This window comes from Klebsiella sp. K-3, from assembly GCF_051207495.1.
Lineage (GTDB): Bacteria > Pseudomonadota > Gammaproteobacteria > Enterobacterales > Enterobacteriaceae > Klebsiella > Klebsiella aerogenes.
Genome location: NZ_JBPNXF010000012.1, coordinates 47625 through 67131, shown reverse-complemented (window position 1 = coordinate 67131; position 19507 = coordinate 47625). Strand labels below are relative to the sequence as shown.

The 19507-nt window shown below is 55.8% G+C and carries 15 protein-coding genes; 9 read left to right on the top strand and 6 right to left on the bottom strand.

Features of this window, described 5'->3' with window-relative positions; genetic code table 11:
- Window positions 1-163: 163 nt before the first annotated feature.
- Complete coding sequence (tynA, locus tag ACSEMK_RS19750; RefSeq protein ID WP_316424022.1) at window positions 164-2431, top strand: primary-amine oxidase; 2268 nt, start codon at window positions 164-166, stop codon at window positions 2429-2431.
- Between the two features lie 2 nt (window positions 2432-2433).
- Here tynA and ACSEMK_RS19745 read toward each other — a convergent pair whose 3' ends face one another.
- Both ACSEMK_RS19745 and ACSEMK_RS19740 read right to left on the bottom strand, forming a co-directional pair.
- Window positions 2434-3384 carry a zinc-dependent alcohol dehydrogenase family protein gene (locus ACSEMK_RS19745; protein ID WP_430915375.1) on the bottom strand — a complete coding sequence of 317 codons (951 nt, stop codon included), beginning with the start codon at window positions 3382-3384 and terminating at the stop codon, window positions 2434-2436.
- Between the two features lie 261 nt (window positions 3385-3645).
- Window positions 3646-5145 carry an aldehyde dehydrogenase family protein gene (locus ACSEMK_RS19740; protein ID WP_395226332.1) on the bottom strand — a complete coding sequence of 500 codons (1500 nt, stop codon included), beginning with the start codon at window positions 5143-5145 and terminating at the stop codon, window positions 3646-3648.
- A gap of 235 nt (window positions 5146-5380) precedes the next feature.
- On the opposite strand from ACSEMK_RS19740, the gene feaR reads away from it, so the two are divergent.
- Window positions 5381-6289 carry a transcriptional regulator FeaR gene (gene feaR, locus ACSEMK_RS19735; protein WP_087859454.1) on the top strand — a complete coding sequence of 303 codons (909 nt, stop codon included), beginning with the start codon at window positions 5381-5383 and terminating at the stop codon, window positions 6287-6289.
- On the opposite strand, the gene ACSEMK_RS19730 is transcribed toward feaR, so the two are convergent.
- From ACSEMK_RS19730 to ACSEMK_RS19720, 3 genes are read right to left on the bottom strand one after another with little or no spacing between them, the layout of a single operon-like run.
- A complete protein-coding gene (locus ACSEMK_RS19730; RefSeq protein WP_015366327.1) occupies window positions 6290-6613 on the bottom strand; it encodes a YdbL family protein in 324 nt (107 codons plus the stop codon). It abuts the gene before it with no gap.
- Between the two features lie 7 nt (window positions 6614-6620).
- Window positions 6621-6806: a YnbE family lipoprotein gene (locus tag ACSEMK_RS19725; protein ID WP_015366326.1), complete on the bottom strand. Its 186-nt coding sequence runs from the start codon at window positions 6804-6806 to the stop codon at window positions 6621-6623.
- Window positions 6803-9436 (bottom strand): YdbH family protein, encoded by a 2634-nt coding sequence (locus tag ACSEMK_RS19720; protein WP_271032665.1) that lies wholly within the window; start codon window positions 9434-9436, stop codon window positions 6803-6805. The genes ACSEMK_RS19725 and ACSEMK_RS19720 overlap by 4 nt, the downstream gene beginning before the upstream one ends.
- A gap of 186 nt (window positions 9437-9622) precedes the next feature.
- Between ACSEMK_RS19720 and ACSEMK_RS19715 the strand changes: the two genes are divergently transcribed.
- From ACSEMK_RS19715 to hslJ, 3 genes are all read left to right on the top strand, one after another.
- Entirely contained in the window at window positions 9623-10123 is a 501-nt protein-coding gene (locus ACSEMK_RS19715; protein WP_316424025.1) for a DedA family protein, read from the top strand.
- Between the two features lie 146 nt (window positions 10124-10269).
- A complete protein-coding gene (locus ACSEMK_RS19710) occupies window positions 10270-11259 on the top strand; it encodes a 2-hydroxyacid dehydrogenase (protein WP_015366323.1) in 990 nt (329 codons plus the stop codon).
- Between the two features lie 125 nt (window positions 11260-11384).
- A complete protein-coding gene (gene hslJ, locus ACSEMK_RS19705) occupies window positions 11385-11807 on the top strand; it encodes a heat shock protein HslJ (RefSeq protein ID WP_087859451.1) in 423 nt (140 codons plus the stop codon).
- A 16-nt stretch (window positions 11808-11823) separates the two neighbouring features.
- Here hslJ and ACSEMK_RS19700 read toward each other — a convergent pair whose 3' ends face one another.
- Window positions 11824-12090, bottom strand: a complete 267-nt coding sequence (locus ACSEMK_RS19700) for a putative hemolysin (RefSeq protein ID WP_032711780.1) — start codon at window positions 12088-12090, stop codon at window positions 11824-11826.
- Between the two features lie 655 nt (window positions 12091-12745).
- On the opposite strand from ACSEMK_RS19700, the gene nifJ reads away from it, so the two are divergent.
- The 4 genes from nifJ (at window position 12746) to ttcA (ending at window position 19504) form a co-directional block, all read left to right on the top strand.
- Entirely contained in the window at window positions 12746-16273 is a 3528-nt protein-coding gene (gene nifJ, locus ACSEMK_RS19695; RefSeq protein ID WP_316424026.1) for a pyruvate:ferredoxin (flavodoxin) oxidoreductase, read from the top strand.
- A 360-nt stretch (window positions 16274-16633) separates the two neighbouring features.
- On the top strand, window positions 16634-17776 hold the full coding sequence (gene ompC / locus ACSEMK_RS19690) for a porin OmpC (RefSeq protein ID WP_087859449.1): 1143 nt from the start codon (window positions 16634-16636) through the stop codon (window positions 17774-17776).
- Window positions 17777-17920: 144 nt separating this feature from the next.
- Window positions 17921-18355 (top strand): universal stress protein UspF, encoded by a 435-nt coding sequence (uspF, locus tag ACSEMK_RS19685; protein WP_316424027.1) that lies wholly within the window; start codon window positions 17921-17923, stop codon window positions 18353-18355.
- Between the two features lie 213 nt (window positions 18356-18568).
- The gene (gene ttcA, locus ACSEMK_RS19680) at window positions 18569-19504 is read left to right on the top strand and encodes a tRNA 2-thiocytidine(32) synthetase TtcA (protein WP_015366315.1); all 936 of its coding nucleotides are present in this window, start codon (window positions 18569-18571) and stop codon (window positions 19502-19504) included.
- Window positions 19505-19507 lie beyond the last annotated feature (3 nt).

Sequence of the window (19507 nt, the reverse complement as noted above, 5' to 3'; positions counted from 1 at the left end):
GCTTAATGCCTCTACGGAGGCATTTTTTACGTCCGTCTGGCAAAACTGACAAACAAGCTGGCAAAAGCAAACAAACGTTCGCGGGCGGCAGACTGCTAGGGTAAGCGTAACAAAGCCGACATTCGCAGCGGCAACAACAACACAACAATAAGATGAGGTCACAATGGCAAACGGATTGATGTTTTCCCCCCGTAAAACCGCGCTGGCGCTGGCCGTCGCGGTGGTTTGCGCCTGGCAATCACCGGTCTTCGCTCACGGTAGCGAAGCACACATGGTGCCGTTGGATAAAACGCTGCAGGAATTCGGCGCCGATGTGCAGTGGGATGACTATGCGCAAATGTTTACCCTGATAAAAGATGGCGCTTACGTCAAAGTAAAGCCCGGCGCCAAAACGGCGATCGTCAACGGTAAACCCCTTGATCTACAGGTGCCGGTGGTAATGAAGGAGGGTAAAGCCTGGGTCTCCGATACCTTTATCAACGATGTGTTCCAGTCCGGTCTCGATCAGACCTTCCAGGTCGAAAAGCGCCCTCACCCGTTAAACTCGCTCTCGGCGGCGGAAATCAGTGACGCAGTGACCATTGTTAAAGCCGCGCCGGAGTTTCAGCCAAATACCCGCTTCACTGAGATTTCGCTGCACGAGCCGGATAAAGCGGCGGTATGGGCCTTTGCCCTGCAGGGAACGCCCGTTGATGCCCCGCGCACCGCCGATGTGGTGATGCTCGATGGCAAACATGTCATTGAAGCCGTCGTCGATCTGCAGAACAAAAAAATCCTCTCATGGACGCCGATTAAAGGCGCCCACGGGATGGTGCTGCTCGATGACTTCGTCAGCGTGCAGAACATCATCAATGCCAGCAGCGAATTCGCTGAGGTGCTGAAAAAGCACGGTATTACCGATCCCAGTAAAGTGGTCACCACCCCGCTCACCGTCGGCTACTTTGATGGCAAAGATGGCCTGCAGCAGGATGCGCGTCTGCTGAAGGTCGTCAGTTATCTCGATACCGGCGACGGCAACTACTGGGCGCACCCGATTGAAAACCTGGTGGCGGTGGTCGACCTTGAAGCGAAGAAAATCATCAAAATTGAAGAAGGCCCGGTGATCCCGGTCCCAATGGAACCCCGTCCTTATGATGGTCGCGACCGCAACGCCCCGGCGGTGAAACCGCTGGATATTACCGAACCGGAAGGCAAAAACTACACGATCACCGGCGATACCATTCACTGGCGGAACTGGGATTTTCATCTGCGCCTGAACTCGCGCGTCGGGCCCATTCTCTCGACGGTGACTTACAACGATAACGGCACAAAACGCCAGGTAATGTATGAAGGTTCCCTCGGCGGGATGATCGTCCCCTACGGCGACCCTGACGTCGGCTGGTATTTCAAAGCCTATCTGGACTCCGGCGATTACGGCATGGGCACCCTAACATCGCCGATTGTTCGCGGTAAAGATGCGCCGTCAAATGCGGTACTGCTGGACGAAACTATCGCCGATTACACCGGCAAACCGACCACTATTCCAGGCGCGGTCGCCATATTCGAACGCTATGCCGGGCCGGAATATAAGCATCTGGAAATGGGCAAACCTAACGTCAGCACCGAACGCCGGGAACTGGTGGTGCGCTGGATTAGTACCGTCGGGAACTATGATTATATCTTTGACTGGGTGTTCCATGACAACGGCACCATCGGTATCGATGCCGGCGCCACCGGCATTGAAGCGGTGAAAGGCGTGATGGCGAAGACCATGCACGACCCCAGCGCCAAAGAGGATACCCGCTACGGGACGCTGATCGACCATAATATTGTCGGCACCACCCACCAGCATATTTATAATTTCCGCCTCGATCTTGACGTGGACGGCGAAAACAACACCCTGGTGGCGATGGATCCTGAAGTGAAGCCAAACACCGCCGGCGGCCCGCGCACCAGCACCATGCAGGTGAATCAATACACAATCGATAGCGAGCAGAAAGCGGCGCAGAAATTCGACCCTGGCACTATCCGCCTGCTGAGCAACACCAGCAAAGAGAACCGTATGGGTAACCCGGTCTCTTACCAGATTATCCCTTATGCCGGCGGCACGCACCCGGCGGCGACTGGCGCCAAGTTCGCCCCGGACGAGTGGATATATCATCGTCTGAGCTTTATGGATAAACAGCTGTGGGTGACGCGTTACCACCCGACAGAGCGTTATCCGGAAGGGAAATATCCCAACCGTTCCGCCCAGGATACCGGCTTAGGGCAGTACGCGAAGGATGATGAGTCGCTGACAAACCACGACGACGTCGTGTGGATTACCACCGGCACCACTCACGTCGCGCGCGCCGAAGAGTGGCCGATCATGCCGACCGAATGGGCGCATGCGTTGCTCAAGCCGTGGAACTTCTTTGACGAAACCCCAACCCTTGGCGAGAAGAAAAAGTAATCTTAACCCGCGGTGAAATCGAGCAGGATTTTACCGCCTCTTCCCGGCTGGCCTGCGGCGGCAATCGCCTCACGCCAGTCGCACAGCTTTATCACCTGCGCGGCGGGCTGCGCCGTGGTCGGCAGTTGTCGCCAGATCCCGGCAAACGCCGCCTGCCACGTATCAACGCTGAGTGTCGGTAAGGCCTCCCGCAGATGAAATTTGCGTACCGCTGCGCTGCCTCGCGTCTGGATGAGCGGTTTACCGGATAACAAGCCATAAGAGACCAGCGTTGACGACACCGGCAGTACCGCCAGCAGAAAATTCGCCAGCTCACCGCCAACCGCGTCAAACACCAAATCGCTGTACTGACTGACTTGTTCAATCAGCGCCATGTCGCCTTCGAGTAGCGGGTAGACGCCATATTGCTGCAAGCGCGGGATGTGCTGCGGCGAGCGAATAATACCGCTGACCGAACGCGCGCCCATGGCGAGCGCCCACTGTCCCAGCAAACTGGCGCAGGACGATGAAGCAGCGGTCAAAAGCACATGCTTTCCCGCTACCGGCCAGCGCGTGAGCATCAGCATCGCGGTCAGCGGATTGATATAGCCGCGCGCGGCCACGATGTCATCGATATCTTCAGCGACCGGCACCAGCCAGCGCGGGTCAATATCGAGATAACGCTGCCAGGTTCCGGCGCCGCGTAGCGGTAGGACCCGCTGCCCCAGTCGTGGACGCCCATTCGTCGAGTCTTCAATCACCACCCCAACGCCTTCATAGCCCGCCACCGATGGCAGCGTCGTACGATGGCGGTAAGCGCCGGTAATGGGGATCAGATCGGAAGGGTTGACCGGGGCATAGCGCATTTGTACCCGAACAAGTCCGGGCTCCAGCGGCGGCAACGACAGGTGATGCAGCGCGAGCACCGTTTCCGGCGCGCCGTACTGCTGATAGCAAAGCGCATCATTCCACATAGCGGGGCAACATCAGAAAAAAAAGAGCGCCGATCATAGCAAATCAGCGCTCAGGGGGAAGAGGTATGTCCAACCACCGGGGAGTTTCCCGGAGGCGGCGCATTGCGCCTTCTCCGGGCTACCAAATCGCACAATGCTGTAGCCCCGGTAAGCGATAGCGCCACCGGGGAGTTTACCGCAGGCGGCACATGGCGCCTTCTCCGGGCTACCAAACCCCACCACGCTGTAGGTCGGATAAGCGTAGCGCCATCCGACAAAAAATCAGTAGCGCACGCACACCGATTTGGTTTCGCACCAGTCGTCCAGCCAGTCCGGGCCAAAATCGCGCCCGGTACCGGACTGCTTCATCCCGCCGAACGGCAGGTTGGCATCAATCAGCGTATGGCTGTTAACCCATACCGTACCGGCCTGCAGGCGATCGGTATAGTTCAGCGCCTGAGTCAGGTCGCGGGTCCAGACGCTAGCGGTAAGACCGAAATCGCTGTCGTTGGCTAAACGTAGCGCCTCTTCGCCATCGGCGACGCGCACCAGGTTTACCACCGGGCCGAACACCTCTTCGCGATTAAGGCGCAGCCCGGAATCCGGATTAATCACCAGCGTCGGCGCAATATAAAAACCGTTGCCATTTGGCCCAACGTTACCGCTAATCAGCTCGGCGTTTTGTTGACGCGCTTCATCCAGATAAGCGGCCACTTTAGCGCAGTGCGCCTGCGACACCACCGGGTTAATCTGCGTCGTTTCAACCATTCCCGGCCCCACCTGCAGCGACTTAACCGCCTGCTCAAAGCCTGCCACCAGGTTATCAAACAGCGGCGCTTCGATATAGATCCGCGAACTGGCGGCGCATACCTGCCCCTGATTGAGGAAACTTCCGGTCATCAACCCTTCAATAACCCACTGCGGATCGGCATCTTTCAGCACGATGGCCGGGTTTTTGCCGCCGAGTTCAAGGGTTACGCGGGTCAGACGGTCAGCTGCCGCGCGGGCAATATGCTTGCCGGTGGCGGTCGAACCGGTGAAACTCACTTTCGCCACCTGCGGATGGGTGGTTAAGGCGGCGCCGCACTCGCCGCCGCTGCCGGTGACGACGTTAAAGACGCCATCCGGGATCCCGGCTTCCGTTGCCAGCTCTGCTACCCGTAGCAACGTTAACGGCGTCGTCTCGGAGGGTTTAATCACAATTGAACAGCCGGAAGCCAGCGCCGGCATCACCTTCCACATGCCGATCATCAGCGGGAAGTTCCACGGAACAATCCCCGCCACCACCCCAACCGGCTCTTTACGGGTCCACGCCTGATAGCGCGCGCCTTCCGGGAACGGAATGGAAACGTCCAGCGTACGGCCGCTGATTTTGGTGGTCAGCCCGGCGGTGTAGCGCATCCAGTTGAGGGTGCAACCGACTTCAAACGCGCGCGAAATATTGATCGACTTCCCCTGTTCAAGGGTTTCGAGCTGCGCCAGCTCTTCACCATGCTGTTCCACCAGATCGGCGAAACGCAGCAGGATCCGCTCGCGGTCGGCCGGCGTGCGCCCGGCCCAGCTACGGGCGACAAAAGCGCGCCAGGCGGACATCACCGCGCGGTCAACGTCGGCGGCATTAGCATCTGCCGTAGTGGCAATCGCCTGGCCGGTGGCCGGGTCCCAGACGGTTAAGCGTTTTTCACTCTGCGCCGCCTGCTGGTTGCCATCAATATATAAGCCATGCTGTCTATCGAGAAACTGCTGTACGCTGGCGAGCAGCGCGACCTGTGATGTGGACATGCGACTTCCTTATTGTTCGCGGATAGTGAACACAGTCTAGGATGGGTCAGCCATTTGCGCTTTTTTCTCTGTGACAATCGTTGTTGCCGCTGTGACAGGTCCCGCAATTAAGCACCCAGAAAGGCGGTGAAATGTGCCGCAGGTAATAGTTCTTTCATATACTCCACGCTGCGCTCTTGCCACTCACGGCATAAATGCAACAATGCAGAAACATTATTTTTACAAGGTGCAGACGATGGCGACGGTAGAAAGCGGGCAGGACTATCAGCGTTGGTTAGCAAAGATTAATCAAGTGTGCGGCCATTTTGCCGCTCGTCCGCTGGGCGACGAATTCCATGGCGAGATTGATGCAAGCTATACCGGTAGTCTCAAAGTCAGTACCGTCACCGCCCGCGGCGTCAATCTTTACCGCACCCGTAACGAAATCAAACGCGACAACGACGCCTGGTTCTATACCGTTTTTCAGCTCGACGGCCAGGCGGCAATCGAGCAGGACGAGCGCCAGGTGGTGCTCGAGGCCGGCGATATCACGCTCATTGATGCTTCTCGTCCCTGCTCTATCTTCTGGCAACACACGTCAAAACAGGCTTCGCTGCTGCTGCCTCGCCAGCTCGTGGAAAGCCAGCTGCACGGCAGCGACATCAGCATCGCCACCCGGCTGAATAAAACGCTGCCGATGGTCCAACTTAGCCAGCGGCTGCTGCAAGAAAGCATGCGCAGCCCGGCGCTCTCAGAAAGCGAAGGCGAAGCGGCGCTGGAGGCCATCGTCTGTCTGCTGCGACCGATGCTACAGCAGCAAGAAGCGCCGCCGACGCGCCGCGACAAGCAATTTCAAAAAATTATGGCGTTGATTGATGAGTCGATACAGTCGGAACAGCTGCGTCCGGAGTGGTTGGCCGGGGAAACCGGCATGTCGGTACGCAGCCTGTACCGCCTGTTTGCCGATAAGGGTCTGGTGGTCGCGCAGTATATTAAAAACCGGCGTCTTGACCTGTGCGCCCGGGCGTTACAAAACGCGCACGATGAAGAGAAACTGGCGGGAATTGGCTACAGTTGGGGATTTAGCGACCATAGCCATTTTTCAACGGCGTTTAAGCAGCGCTTCGGCGTGTCGCCCGGCGAATACCGCAAGCGCTATCGTTAACTATTTGCGCAGCCATTTGCCGTTAATACCCTGCACATATTCCCCCGGCTGCGCCCGGGCGACCAGCTTCTGCCCGGCCATTTTCGCTACTTCATCCACCGGCAGGTTATTGTCATCCGCCAGTTGCTGATAACTTTCGCTGCGCGCGGCATTAATCTGTTTAACTAACGCCAACGTCTGCGCATCCTGTTTCAGCGGCGCCAGATAGCCGTTCAGCGTTTCTCCTACTCGCCCCTGCGCCCGCGCCTCATTCAAGGTCAGCGCCAGCGCCGGGCTACTCAACAGCATTAACGCCAGGGTGGCAGTCAGCAGTCGTTTTCTCATCATCGCCTCAGAACAGATCGCTACGCGACTTCAGCAAATTTTCGACGTCCTTATCCACCTTAATATGAATCTCATGCTCAATTTTGACATTCATATTGATGGTGATTGGCTCCTTGGACGCGGCGATTTCAATACGCGGCGTACAGCCTGCCAGCAGCAGGGTCGCCAGCGCCGCGGCGAACAGTTTTATCATTTTGGTTCCTTACATGTATCCGTACAGCGCGGGGCGGGCAGTTTCGCATTCTGCTCAAGCCATGCCTGCAAATTATCGCCGAAGCGCAAACTGCGCCACAGATCGAAAATATTCTCTTCATGGGTATAGTTTAAATGCACGGTGCTGCTTTTTCCGTCCACTCGACTGGTGCCGCTAATCGCCGCGCTCATCGTCAGCTTGCCAAGATTATCAAGGTTGATACGCGTCCAGGATTTCGAGACCTCCATATAGCGCAGCCAGTTAATCGCCGCGCCCGCGGAGACATTATCGGCCACCAGCGCATCGGCGGTGTCTTTATCCAGACGCATGGTCATCGGGCCGGGGTTGCTAAACCAGCCGTCTTTAATGATCCATTTCTCGTTGTTCAGCCATAGCGGTAACGCGCCGTTAAACGCGCCAGAGACCGCAAATTGTTTTACCTTGATGGCGCTGATTAATTCACTACTGGAGATATTCTGCAGACGCAGCAGCGCCGGCTGGTGCTGCGGCATCCTTAGCTGCTGCATGGTCAGCTTGCCGCCAAGGATATCAACATTGACGTTGCTCAACTCCAGCGGATCCTGCTCGCTCCAGGGCCATGTTCCCTGGAGATCGGCGCTCAGGTTTTTGGCGGTAAACTGGTTGACGATTTCGCCAATGCGCAGCGAAACCGGGCGGCGGGTACCGAGCTGCCAGCTCCCGCCGCTGAAGCGGAACGGCAGAACAAAGTCGACGCCGTTGATCTGGTTGTCCGGCATCCAGGCGCTACCGCCTTTTAAGACCCCGTGCCCACCGGCCTCAAAGCCCTGCCCGGCGGCCGCGGAAAATGCTACCTGCGCATACATATCACCTTCACGCAGGGTCATTTTCCAGTCCGGCGGGATCAGCGGCTGGAATACGCTTAGCGCCTGTTTCGGCCACCATGCCTGGCCACGCAGGCGTTCGCCGTCCCAGCGCCCGGTCAGACGAATCGGGCCGATTTTCTCCGCGTGTAATGAGCCGTTGAACAGGAACCAGGTCGGATCGCGGCCATCAATATTAAATTTGAGCGTTGACGGCGGCAACACGCTGCCGCCGCTGAAGGTGGTTTTACCGGCATCCAGCGACAACGCGCCGCTAAATTTCGGATGCTGCTCATTACGCAGCCAGTGAATGGGTTTATCGAGGGTCAGGCGCGGCGTGCTGACCAGCATGGTGCCGTACTGTAGCTTATCGAACCCGGTCGACAGGCTGTTAAGGATAATGGCGCTGTCCCGCCACTCACCGGCGCCTTTCACATCCCAGCGCGCCTGCATCGGCGTAAAGTGACCATCGCCCCAATAACGCCACGACCAGCGACCGCGGTCGGGCATAAAGTTGTCGGCCTGCCCATCCAGATGCAGAGTAAAATCGCCCATTTCCTGTTCATGGGCGCGCAGTATCGCCTGCAGGCGGCCATCCACTCCCTGCTGAGTCACTTTCACCCCCGCCAACGGCAGGCGGATCTCATCGATATTCAGCGAGTCGATCACCCTCCCGCGCGAGCGCAGCAGCGCCCCGGGATGAAAAGCCAGCTCTGGCGTCATCAGCGGGCCGCTCAGTTTAGCGGGCAGCACAGCGTAAAAAATCATGTCGTCGAGCTTGGCTTCGCCGGTCAGGCTAAGCGGCATGTCGCTGTGGTCCATACTCAGCTTACCAGGGCCAATATTCAACACGGCGTTCCCCTTACCCGCTTCGCCGTGCGTTAACACGTTGAGCCGGCCGCTGATTTCCATCTCTTCGGTGCCTTTCTGCCAGTCGCCAACCGATAGCGCAACCCGCCCGCTAAGCGGATAGCCGGCATACACCGCGTTCCAACGCCCATCGCTGATGGTGATACGTTCAGGGGTTATCTCCCACGGCAGGTCGAGCATCGGTTCAACCTCGCCGCGCGGCGTGACCAGCAGCTGACCGCGGTTTTTCTGCCATTCCAGTTCCGCATCCACCAGACCCGGCGTTTGCGGGAATTCGAAGGTGCTGACCAGATGGCCATCGACCGGTAGGCCATCCGGCACCAGCGGCATTTCGAATTCACCGACCAGCTTAACCGGCGCCTGATCTTCCACCAGCCGCGCGCTGAAATTGCTGACCGTTAAGGTCTGGCCGCGCAGTTTCGCCTGTAGCGTAACCTCTTTGCCGGAATAGCCGATATCCTGCTGCCCAGGCGTCAACGACATCACCAGTTTCCCTTGCCATTTTTCCCACGGCGACAGGCGCAGATTGTCGATAGTTAACCAGCTATACGGCAGCATCGATTGCCACTCGGCGAGGGTTCGCGGCGCGCCGGAGAGCGGCTCGCTGGCGGGGATCTTAGCCAGGCATGCGCTATTGATATCCAGTTCACTCAGGTGTAGCCGCCAACGGCTGGGACGGGTAAGGCGCGCATTGCTGACGCGAGCAATTTCGCAATCGCCCACCAGGTAGCGTAGATCGGGGATGACCAGCGAGGAGCGCGTCAGGCGCGGACTTTCACCAAGCGAGATACGCGTCCCGACCGGCAGCCAGATACCCGCCAGCGTCGGAACCCAATGCGTTAATGTGGCCAACAGGGCCAGCGGCAGCAAAATAAGTGCTAATAACAGCGCAAGAGCGGCTTTATATTTACCCTTCATGGGCAGTCAAATCCTGATTCTAAGTATAAGCCGATAGGCGCCTATTGTGGCACGTTCGACCCGCGAGTGAAAGTTAACGTTCTGATTAAGGATAGTCGCACTCATTTCTGCTGAATAACTATTTAGTCTTCGTTTAAATTGTGCCTGCGACACTTGGAAAAACAGGTAATAAGGAGCCGTTATTTCGTGGAGCTCATTATCTCGCTGATCGAACGCGCGCAGAGCCACTATTCATTGGTATTACTGATTGTTTTTCTACTGACGTTCAGTAAATCCTGCGCCCTCATCTCTTTTGTGATCCCCGGCACCTCCGGTTTGCTGGTGCTCGGGGCGCTGGCGTCAACCAGCATCGGTCATTTCCTGCTAATGTGGCTAAGCGCCAGCCTGGGCGCAATCGGCGGATTCTGGCTCTCATGGCAAATTGGCCGTCGCTATCAGCATCATCTGCCGCGTCTGCGCTGGCTCAGTGCCGAGCGAGTACTGCGCAGCCAGCTATTCCTGCGCCGTCACGGCGGTTGGGCAGTATTCTTTGGCCGCTTTCTGTCGCCGCTGCGCGCAACGTTACCGCTGGTCACCGGCGCCAGCGGTACCTCGCTATGGCGTTTCCAGGTTGCCAATGTGGCATCGGGTTTACTCTGGCCATTTATCCTGCTGGCGCCGGGGGCATTCAGCCTCAGTTTTTGGTGAAACGTATTGTCTTTTAAAGAGATTTCTTAAGACTGCGATATGCTCTAGAATTAATATCATAACCTGATGATTAAACTAATTTTTAATATTTGTAAGATTATTTTAATTATGCTACCGTGACGGTATTATCACTAGAGGAAAGCCTTATGAAAATCGCTGTTTATAGTACCAAGCAGTACGATAAAAAGTATCTGCAGCATGTTAACGACGCATACGGCTTTGAACTGGAATTTTTTGACTTCCTGCTGACCGAAAAGACCGCGAAAACGGCCAACGGTTGTGAAGCGGTATGTATCTTCGTTAACGACGACGGCAGCCGCCCGGTGCTGGAAGAGCTGAAAGCCCACGGCGTGAAATACATCGCGCTGCGCTGCGCCGGGTTTAACAACGTCGATCTTGACGCGGCTAAAGAGCTGGGCCTGCGCGTCGTGCGCGTTCCGGCCTACTCGCCGGAAGCCGTTGCTGAACACGCCATCGGTATGATGATGTCGCTAAACCGTCGCATCCACCGCGCCTATCAACGTACCCGCGATGCCAACTTCTCGCTGGAAGGGCTGACCGGCTTCACCATGTACGGTAAAACCGCAGGGGTGATCGGCACCGGCAAAATTGGCGTCGCAACGCTGCGGATCCTCAAAGGTTTCGGTATGCGCCTGCTGGCGTTTGATCCCTATCCGAGCGCGGCGGCGCTGGATCTTGGCGTTGAATATGTCGACCTGCCGACGCTGTACGCGCAGTCCGACGTCATCTCTCTGCACTGCCCGCTTACCAACGAAAACTATCACCTGCTCAATCAGGCGGCGTTTGATCAGATGAAAGACGGCGTGATGGTCATTAATACCAGCCGCGGCGCGCTTATCGATTCACAAGCGGCTATCGACGCGCTGAAGCATCAGAAAATCGGCGCGCTGGGAATGGACGTGTATGAAAATGAACGCGATCTGTTCTTTGAAGATAAATCGAATGATGTCATCCAGGATGACGTGTTCCGCCGGCTCTCCGCCTGCCACAACGTGTTGTTTACCGGTCACCAGGCGTTCCTGACCGCTGAAGCGCTGATCGGTATTTCCGAAACAACGTTGGGTAATCTGCAACAGGTTGCTAAAGGCGAAACCTGCCCGAACGCGCTGGTCTAAGTATCTTTCCCCTTTTGTGCTCCCCGCTAGCGGGGGGCACATTCAGACAATCCCCACAGATCCTGCCTGCATTACAGTTACACTGTTTTTCGTTTTATTGATATGACAAATGTTTTGGAGTACGAATGAATAAGTTTGCTGCACTGCTGGCGGCGGGCATGCTGCTATCGGGCTGCGTATACAACAGCAAAGTTTCTACCAACGCCGAACAACTACAACATCATCGTTTTGTGCTGACCAGCGTTAACGGCCAGGCGCTACCGGCAAGCCAGACGCCGCCGCCGGAAATTAGCTTCGGCGAAAAAATGTATGTGTCAGGCACGATGTGCAACGGCTTCAGCGGCCAGGGCAAACTGTCAGACGGCGAGCTAAAAGTTGAACAGCTGGCGATGACGCGTAAGTTGTGCGCGGATCCACAGCGGAACGCGCTGGATAATACCCTCAGCAAAATGCTGCGCGATGGCGCGCAGGTCGATCTGACGGAGAATCAGCTCACGCTGGCGACCGCCGACCAATCGCTGGTGTATAAACTCGCCGATTTAATGTAGCGAGACGCCTTGCGTACTAGTAGTTTCCGCAGCTTCCGCCCGCTAATGCCTGCTCGCTGCAGCGTTTACCATTCGGTAGCGCGCACATACCAATAGCGCTGCCATCAAGCTGGCGGGCAACGGATAATGAACCGCCAACCATCGCGCAATTCGCCTGGCCGCTGTCGCTCATCGCCGCGCGCATGCCGGGCGGTACGTGTGCCGCAGTGGCTTGTTGCACCGGCTCGTTGCTACAAGCCGACAGTAATAACGCAGCGCACCCCACTAAAAACGCAGCTCGCATTCTCTCCCCCTTTCAGAAACATCTTAGAATAAACAAACTCAAGAATAATAGGCAGCGCAGCGCCTGCCGTCGAGAGGCGAAATACGTATTTATGCGCCTCATTAACATTTTCTAGCAAATTTTCCGCTTAAAGCTTGATCTCGTCAGGCAAAGCGCAGCCCCCGCGCGGCTTTTATCCCAGCCCGAAATATTTTCCCGACGAAAAAATCACGCTTGCAGCGACCGGGCGGCATAGTTTGCGGGTGGTGATTGCGGTGCCGGGTGCCTCCCGGTGAATTAGCCAGTTCGAACTAATTCGCGTGCTAATTTTCGCCAACAGGAGACTGAACTGAACGCTCCGCCGCAGAGGGGAATTCACCGCAGCAAATAAATATCATGCGATTGCCGGTTGGCTAAAAGCTATTAAATTTAAAAATATATTTTGCTTTATTTAAGTGGTGCATCGCCGGTATCCGTCACTACCTTTTGAGCCCTCTGGCCAGACACTTTTCTGTTTTTCCGCCAAAAAATTGATCCAAACATAGATAAGGACATTCCCAAGGACACAAATGCGAAAATGGTCGCGGCGGGCGTTTGCTAAAATATGGAGATAACAACAGGACTCGTCGCCGTTTCACGAGTCCCTTCTTTTTGCGCAATGTAAGGGTGTCTTCTTATGATTACGATTGACGGTAATGGCGCGGTCGCTTCAGTCGCGTTTCGCACGAGTGAAGTTATCGCCATCTACCCGATTACGCCCAGTTCAACGATGGCGGAGCAGGCCGATGCCTGGTCTGGCGATGGGCTGAAAAACGTCTGGGGCGACGTCCCCCGCGTGGTCGAAATGCAGTCGGAAGCCGGGGCTATCGGCGCCGTGCACGGCGCGCTGCAGACCGGCGCCCTTTCCACTTCCTTTACGTCATCGCAGGGCCTGCTGCTGATGATCCCAACGCTATACAAGCTGGCCGGCCAGTTGATGCCCTTTGTCCTGCACGTCGCCGCCCGTACCGTCGCCACTCACGCACTATCAATTTTCGGCGATCATTCCGACGTGATGGCCGTGCGCCAGACCGGCTGCGCGATGCTGTGCGCCAGCAGCGTCCAGGAAGCGCAGGACTTCGCGCTGATTTCCCATATCGCCACGCTGCAAAGCCGGGTGCCGTTTATTCATTTCTTCGATGGTTTCCGCACCTCGCACGAAATCAACAAAATCGCGCCGCTGGCGGATGACACCATTCGCTCCCTGCTGCCGCAGGATAAAATCGCCGAGCATCGCCAACGCGCCCTTAACCCGGAGCATCCGGTCATTCGCGGTACATCAGCCAACCCGGACACTTATTTCCAGTCCCGTGAAGCGACCAACCCTTGGTACGACGCGGTATATGAGCACGTAGAAACGGCGATGAATGATTTCGCCGCCGCAACCGGTCGTCAGTACAAACCGTTCGAATTTTACGGCCACCCGCAGGCGGAACGGGTTATTGTCATCATGGGGTCCGCTATCGGTACCTGTGAAGAGGTTGTTGATGAACTGCTGAGCCGTGGGGAAAAAGTCGGCGTGCTGAAAGTTCGCCTCTATCGGCCGTTCTCCGCCGCGCATCTGCTGCAGGCCTTGCCGGAGAGCGCCCGCGCGGTTGCCGTACTGGATCGCACCAAAGAACCCGGCGCGCTTGCCGAACCGCTGTACCTCGACGTGATGACCGCGCTGGCGGAAGCCTTCAACCGCGGCGAGCGCGAAACGCTACCGCGTACTATTGGCGGCCGCTATGGCCTCTCCTCCAAAGAGTTTGGCCCGGAATGCGTGCTGGCTATCTTTAATGAATTACAGGCCGCACAGCCAAAACCCCGCTTTACCGTTGGCATTTACGATGATGTGACGAACCTTTCGCTGCCGCTGGCGGAAAATACGCTACCGGCAGAAGCGAAGCTGGAAGCGCTGTTTTACGGCCTCGGCAGCGACGGTAGCGTCTCTGCGACCAAAAACAATATCAAGATTATTGGCAATTCCACGCCGTGGTTCTCACAGGGCTATTTTGTCTATGACTCGAAGAAGGCCGGCGGCCTGACCGTCTCGCATCTACGCGTCAGTGAAAAACCGATCCGTTCGTCGTACCTTATCTCGCAGGCCGATTTCGTCGGCTGCCACCAGCTGCAATTTATCGACAAATATCAGATGGTCGAACGGTTGAAGCCCGGCGGCATTTTCTTGCTCAATACGCCCTACAGCGCTGATGAGGTATGGTCGCGCCTGCCACAGGAAGTACAGGCCGCGCTGAATCAAAAGCAAGCACGTTTTTATGTGGTCAACGCGGCGAAAATCGCCCGCGAGTGCAGCCTTGGCGCGCGCATCAACACCGTTATGCAGATGGCTTTTTTCCATTTAACCCAAATCCTGCCGGGCGACAGCGCGCTGGCCGAGCTACAGGGCGCGATTGCCAAAAGCTACAGTAGCAAAGGCCAGGAGCTGGTGGAACGCAACTGGCAGGCGCTGGCTCTGGCCCGCGAATCGCTGGCGGAAGTGCCGCTGCAGCCGGTTAACGCCAGTAGCCCCAACCGTCCGCCAGTGGTCTCCGATGCCGCGCCGGACTTTGTCAAAACCGTCACCGCAGCGATGCTTGCCGGTCTTGGCGATGCGCTGCCGGTCTCCGCGCTGCCGCCAGATGGTACCTGGCCCATGGGCACCACCCGTTGGGAAAAACGCAACATTGCCGAAGAGATCCCAATCTGGAAGGAAGAGCTGTGTACCCAGTGCAACCACTGCGTCGCCGCCTGTCCGCATTCGGCGATCCGCGCCAAAGTGGTCGCTCCGCAAGAAATGGAAAACGCGCCATCCAGCCTGCACTCGCTGGATGTGAAATCCCGCGATATGCGCGGGCAGAAATACGTTCTGCAGGTCGCGCCGGAAGATTGCACCGGCTGCAACCTGTGCGTTGAAGTGTGTCCGGCGAAAGATCGCCAGAATCCGGACATCAAGGCCATCAATATGATGTCGCGCCTTGAGCACGTTGAAGAAGAGAAAGTCAATTACGATTACTTCCTCAACCTGCCGGAAATCGATCGCACGAAACTTGAGCGTATTGATATTCGTACCTCGCAGCTGATTAGTCCGCTGTTTGAATACTCCGGCGCCTGCTCGGGCTGCGGCGAAACGCCGTATATCAAACTGTTGACCCAGCTGTATGGCGATCGGATGTTGATTGCCAACGCCACCGGTTGTTCGTCCATTTACGGCGGCAACCTCCCCTCAACGCCTTATACCACTGATGCTAACGGTCGCGGTCCGGCGTGGGCCAACTCGTTGTTTGAAGATAACGCTGAATTCGGCCTGGGCTTCCGCTTAACCGTCGACCAACACCGCCAGCGTGTGATGCGGTTGTTGAGCGAATTTGCCGATAAACTCCCGGCTGAACTAAATACCGCGCTACATGCGCAAGCGACGCCGGAAGCGCGCCGCGAACAGGTAGCCGATCTGCGTCAGGCGCTGACGGGCGTCGCCGGGGCCGAAGAGCTGCTCATCGATGCGGATGCGTTAGTCGAGAAGTCGGTCTGGCTTATCGGCGGTGATGGCTGGGCCTATGATATTGGCTTTGGCGGCCTTGACCACGTGCTGAGCCTGACGGAAAACGTCAATATCCTGGTACTCGATACCCAGTGTTACTCCAACACCGGCGGGCAGGCATCGAAGGCGACGCCGCTCGGCGCGGTCACCAAATTTGGCGAGCACGGCAAACGTAAGGCACGCAAAGATCTCGGCGTGAGCATGATGATGTACGGTCATGTCTATGTGGCGCAGATTTCGCTCGGCGCGCAGCTTAACCAAACGGTGAAAGCCATTCAGGAAGCGGAATCCTATCCGGGTCCTTCGTTGATTATCGCCTATAGCCCGTGCGAGGAGCACGGTTACGACCTGGCGCTAAGCCACGACCAGATGCGTCAGCTAACGGCCACCGGCTTCTGGCCGCTGTATCGCTTCGACCCGCGCCGCGCCGATGAAGGCAAGCTGCCGCTGGCGCTGGACTCACGCCCGCCATCAGACGCGCTGGCTGAGACGCTGCTTAACGAGCAACGCTTCCGCCGCCTTAACGCCCAGCAGCCGGAAGTAGCCGAGCAGTTGTGGAAAGACGCGGCCGCCGATCTACAAAAACGCTATGACTTCCTGGCCCAGTTGGCAGGTAAAGCGGAGAAACCGACAACCGAAAGCTAAACCGGCTGACGGAAATCTGGCGCTATAAAAAAAGCCCGAATAGTAAATCTATTCGGGCTTGTCATTTTCCGACAAATTAATCATTCAATATGAATGAGACGGCAATAATATAAATTCTCAATGACAATAAAGGCATATAACGCAGGCAGAATACGATATTCAACCTATATTGTATAATTTTTATTTTATATATATCAACCCAAAACATTCACGCTGAAAATTGTCATTACTGTATATTTATTTGCTTTAGAATTTACTTATATTGTAACAATTGATACTTATCATATCAGAATGCGCTCCTTTAGCATGGCCGTACTTCCACCCAGGAAGTTAAAACAAAAAAGTTAAAGGAATATCCAAATGAAAAGAAAAGTACTGGCATTGGTTATCCCGGCATTATTGGCTGCCGGCGCTGCTCACGCGGCAGAAATTTATAATAAAGATGGCAACAAATTAGATCTCTACGGCAAGGTAGACGGTTTACATTATTTCTCCAGCGACTCCAGTAAAGACGGCGATCAGACCTACCTGCGCTTCGGCTTTAAAGGTGAAACGCAAATTAACGATATGCTCACCGGCTATGGTCAGTGGGAATACAACGTTCAGGCTAACAACACCGAAAGCTCTGGCGATCAGGCGTGGACTCGTCTGGCGTTCGCCGGGATCAAAGCGGGTGACTACGGTTCATTCGACTATGGCCGTAACTACGGCGTCCTGTACGACGTAGAAGCCTGGACCGATATGCTGCCAGAGTTCGGCGGCGACTCTTATACCCAGTCCGACAACTTTATGACCGGCCGCGCCAACGGTGTCGCAACTTACCGTAACAGCGATTTCTTCGGCCTGGTTAACGGCCTGAACTTCGCGCTCCAGTATCAGGGTAAAAACGAAAACCAAGCCAGCCATGAATTTAATTCTTCCGCCAGCCAGGAAGGAACCGCTAACGGCGATGGCCGCAGCGTGAAAAACTCCAACGGCGACGGTTTCGGTATCTCCTCTACCTATGATTTAGGTATGGGCGTCAGCCTCGGCGCGGCCTACAGTTCTTCTGACCGCACCAACGAACAGACCCATCAGTCTACCGCGGGCGGCGATAAAGCCGATGCCTGGACCGCAGGCGTGAAATATGATGCGAACAACATCTATCTGGCGACCATGTATTCAGAAACCCGTAACATGACGCCGTACGGCAATCAGAACGGCACCATTGCTAATAAAACGCAGAACTTTGAAGTAACCGCACAGTATCAGTTCGATTTCGGCCTGCGTCCGGCAATTTCCTACCTGCAATCCAAAGGTAAAGATCTGGTTTACAAAGGTCAGTATGCCGATCAAGATCTGGTTAAATATATGGATGTCGGCGCGACCTATTACTTCAACCGTAATATGTCTACCTACGTTGATTACAAAATCAACCTGCTCGACGGCAATGACGACTTCTATAAAGACAACGGTATTTCTACCGACAATATCGTAGCACTGGGTCTGGTATATCAGTTCTAATGCTTGCGCCCGCCGTTCACGGCGGGCGCTTCACTTAAACCAACAATAAATTGCCAGTTGTCGTACCAATTTGTGATTCACGCTATAGTAGAACCTCAATCCTGATGGCATACTGTTTTGGTGGTTATTAAAACAGGAGGTTTTATGAGTAGAATGATTCTGGTACCCATCGATATTTCTGATAAAGAATTTACTCAACGTGTGATCCGCCACGTTGAATCCGAAGCACGCGTCGATGACGCGCAGGTGCATTTCCTCACCGTTATCCCTTCGCTACCCTACTACGCCTCTCTGGGTATGGCCTATACCGCTGAACTGCCGGCTATGGATGAACTGCGCGCCGAATCGGAAGCACAGTTGCGTGAGCTGGCAAAAGGCTTCGCCATTCCGGAAGACAGAATGCATTTCCATGTTGCCGAGGGCTCGCCAAAAGATAAGATTCTGGCGCTGGCTGAATCGCTGCCCGCCGACCTGGTCATTATCGCCTCGCATCGCCCGGACATCACCACTTATCTGCTCGGCTCTAACGCCGCGGCGGTGGTGCGCCATGCCGAGTGCTCGGTGCTGGTCGTCAGGTAATCGCAAGCCCGCCGCCCGGCGGGCTTTATTATCTTTACTCCTCGCGGATTAAAGTGCCGGAAAGATGCTGACATTGCCCCCCCGAATCCGTACCATACACGCCACGGTTTTCTATCAGACCTCACTCATTGCTACGCGCCAGCGGGAATTGATCCAGCGACTGGCACAACGCGTGCTCTTCTGATGCCACACTATGAATTGAGCCACTATTAAATGCTGCAAAATCAAGAAATTAGCAAAAAAGAAAAATACAATATCGACAAACTGCAGAAACGTCTGCGCCGCAATGTCGGTGAGGCGATCGCCGACTTCAACATGATTGAAGATGGCGACCGCATTATGGTCTGTCTTTCCGGCGGCAAAGACAGCTATACCATGCTGGAAATTCTGCGTAGCCTGCAGAAAAGCGCGCCTATTTCTTTCTCGCTGGTGGCCGTTAACCTCGATCAGAAACAGCCGGGCTTCCCGGAACACATTCTGCCGGCCTATCTGGAACAGCTGGGCGTTGAGTACAAGATCGTCGAAGAGAACACTTACGGCATCGTTAAAGAGAAAATCCCGGAAGGCAAAACCACTTGCTCACTGTGTTCTCGTCTGCGTCGCGGCATTCTCTACCGTACGGCGACCGAACTGGGCGCAACCAAAATCGCGCTCGGCCATCACCGCGACGATATTCTGCAGACGCTGTTCCTCAACATGTTCTACGGCGGCAAAATGAAAGGTATGCCGCCGAAACTGATGAGCGATGACGGCAAACATATCGTTATCCGCCCGCTGGCCTACTGTCGCGAAAAAGATATCGAACGCTTCTCGCAGGCCAAAGGCTTCCCGATTATTCCTTGTAACCTGTGCGGCTCCCAGCCTAACCTGCAGCGTCAGGTGATCGCCGATATGCTGCGCGATTGGGATAAACGCTATCCTGGCCGTATCGAAACCATGTTTAGCGCAATGCAGAACGTGGTGCCGTCGCACCTGAGCGACGTCAATCTGTTTGATTTTAAATCCATCACACACGGTTCTGCGGTAGTTGACGGCGGCGATCTGGCCTTTGACCGCGAAGAGATTCCGCTGCAGCCTGCGGGCTGGCAGCCGGAAGAAGAAGACGCTCAGTTAGATGAACTGCGTCTGAATGTGGTTGAAGTAAAATAATAC

What these genes read in the sequence shown, in the direction of transcription:
- ACSEMK_RS19730 (WP_015366327.1), bottom strand. Translation starts at nt 6,613, where the DNA reads ATGAGAAAACGACTGCTGACTGCCACCCTGGCGTTAATGCTGTTGAGT.
- tynA (WP_316424022.1), top strand. Translation starts at nt 164, where the DNA reads ATGGCAAACGGATTGATGTTTTCCCCCCGTAAAACCGCGCTGGCGCTG.
- ACSEMK_RS19710 (WP_015366323.1), top strand. Translation starts at nt 10,270, where the DNA reads ATGAAAATCGCTGTTTATAGTACCAAGCAGTACGATAAAAAGTATCTG.
- ACSEMK_RS19700 (WP_032711780.1), bottom strand. Translation starts at nt 12,090, where the DNA reads ATGCGAGCTGCGTTTTTAGTGGGGTGCGCTGCGTTATTACTGTCGGCT.
- ttcA (WP_015366315.1), top strand. Translation starts at nt 18,569, where the DNA reads ATGCTGCAAAATCAAGAAATTAGCAAAAAAGAAAAATACAATATCGAC.
- ACSEMK_RS19725 (WP_015366326.1), bottom strand. Translation starts at nt 6,806, where the DNA reads ATGATAAAACTGTTCGCCGCGGCGCTGGCGACCCTGCTGCTGGCAGGC.
- nifJ (WP_316424026.1), top strand. Translation starts at nt 12,746, where the DNA reads ATGATTACGATTGACGGTAATGGCGCGGTCGCTTCAGTCGCGTTTCGC.
- feaR (WP_087859454.1), top strand. Translation starts at nt 5,381, where the DNA reads ATGGCGACGGTAGAAAGCGGGCAGGACTATCAGCGTTGGTTAGCAAAG.
- uspF (WP_316424027.1), top strand. Translation starts at nt 17,921, where the DNA reads ATGAGTAGAATGATTCTGGTACCCATCGATATTTCTGATAAAGAATTT.
- hslJ (WP_087859451.1), top strand. Translation starts at nt 11,385, where the DNA reads ATGAATAAGTTTGCTGCACTGCTGGCGGCGGGCATGCTGCTATCGGGC.
- ACSEMK_RS19740 (WP_395226332.1), bottom strand. Translation starts at nt 5,145, where the DNA reads ATGTCCACATCACAGGTCGCGCTGCTCGCCAGCGTACAGCAGTTTCTC.
- ACSEMK_RS19745 (WP_430915375.1), bottom strand. Translation starts at nt 3,384, where the DNA reads ATGTGGAATGATGCGCTTTGCTATCAGCAGTACGGCGCGCCGGAAACG.
- ompC (WP_087859449.1), top strand. Translation starts at nt 16,634, where the DNA reads ATGAAAAGAAAAGTACTGGCATTGGTTATCCCGGCATTATTGGCTGCC.
- ACSEMK_RS19720 (WP_271032665.1), bottom strand. Translation starts at nt 9,436, where the DNA reads ATGAAGGGTAAATATAAAGCCGCTCTTGCGCTGTTATTAGCACTTATT.